Raw genomic sequence first — 1147 nt, 5'->3', positions numbered from 1 at the left:
GGCGTGATCACCGTGGTCGGCGGCAAGCTCACCACCTACCGCCGGATGGCCGAGGACGCGGTGGACACCGCCGTCCGGCTGCGCGAGCTGCCCGCCCGCGCCTGCTGGACGGCCCGCCTGCCGCTGGTCGGCGCGCCCGGCCACCGCGACAGCCGCCCGACGCCGGAGGGCGCGGTGGCCTCCTCCCTGCTCGCCCGCCACGGCGGCGCGGCACGCGAGGTGCTGGCGGCGGGGGAGGAGCTGCTGGGCGCCGGCTACGGCGCGCCGGTCGCCGAGGGCATCGACGTCACCCGCGCCGAGATCGTGTACGCGCTCACCCACGAGGGCGCGCTGGACCCCGAGGACGTCCTGCACCGGCGCACCCGCATCGGCCTCGTCCCGGCCGACGCCGACCGCGCCCGGCCGACCGTCGAGGAGATCGCGGCGAAGGCGCGGGTCTAGCGTTCCGTACGCTCCGCCATCGGATGCACGGCCCCGCCCAGCTCCAGCGCGCACCGCAACGGCCGCTCGGGCACACCCGTCCGCTCCAGCCGCACCGCCACCGCCTGCGGCGGCTCCTCGGCCAACTGCGCGGCGAGCGTGAGCGGATACACCCCGTGCCCGTGCACCCGGTGGAAGGCGACCTCCTTGCCGTCCACCAGCAACTCGGTCTCGGTGATCCACCCGGCCCGCACGTTCACCGTGACGGAGTGACCACCCCGATCGAGGTGGAAGCTGTGCCGCTGGCGCATGGGGACCTCCCGGATCAGTCTATGTCCGCCGTCGGGAGAACTCCTGGTGAAGCGGGGTGATGCGCGCAATGACTCCTCGACCGTGCGAAGGAGCCGCGCGGGCTGGTCACCTCGATCAACGACAGCGTGGCCGGTGAGCTCACGGCGAAGTACGGTCCGGACGGCCGGCTCGTCGAGCAGACCTATCCCGGCGGGGTCGTCCGCAAGGACACCACCAACGCGGTCGGCGAGACCACCAGCCGCACCTTCACCCGCACCAGCGAGAACAAGGTGATCTGGGCCCAGACCACCGACATCTCCACCCAGGGCCAGGTGGCCAAGGACACCACCCGGGCCGAGGAAGTGCGGCCGGGCGGTTCATTGCCGAATCTGGGGGGCGCCACGCTTCCTCGCAGCGCGATGCGTGAGAATCGGAA

General features: G+C 73.2%; 3 protein-coding genes. 2 read left to right on the top strand and 1 reads right to left on the bottom strand.

Features of this window, described 5'->3' with window-relative positions:
* Window positions 1-441: glycerol-3-phosphate dehydrogenase C-terminal domain-containing protein (locus tag ABD308_RS14315; protein WP_344333509.1), on the top strand; the 441-nt coding region annotated here is incomplete at its 5' end.
* Here the strand turns inward: ABD308_RS14315 and ABD308_RS14310 are convergent.
* A complete protein-coding gene (locus tag ABD308_RS14310; protein WP_344333507.1) occupies window positions 438-731 on the bottom strand; it encodes a hypothetical protein in 294 nt (97 codons plus the stop codon). The genes ABD308_RS14315 and ABD308_RS14310 overlap by 4 nt on opposite strands.
* Window positions 732-857: 126 nt before the next feature.
* On the opposite strand from ABD308_RS14310, the gene ABD308_RS14305 reads away from it, so the two are divergent.
* Window positions 858-1147: hypothetical protein (locus ABD308_RS14305; RefSeq protein ID WP_344333505.1), on the top strand; the 290-nt coding region annotated here is incomplete at its 3' end.

The sequence above is a fragment of the Kitasatospora putterlickiae genome (assembly GCF_039527695.1).
In the GTDB taxonomy this organism is placed as follows: Bacteria; Actinomycetota; Actinomycetes; order Streptomycetales; family Streptomycetaceae; genus Kitasatospora; species Kitasatospora putterlickiae.
This window is presented reverse-complemented; position numbering and strand designations above follow the sequence as displayed.

Coding starts and splice junctions, on each gene's coding strand:
- ABD308_RS14310 (WP_344333507.1), bottom strand. CDS start 731: ATGCGCCAGCGGCACAGCTTCCACCTCGATCGGGGTGGTCACTCCGTC.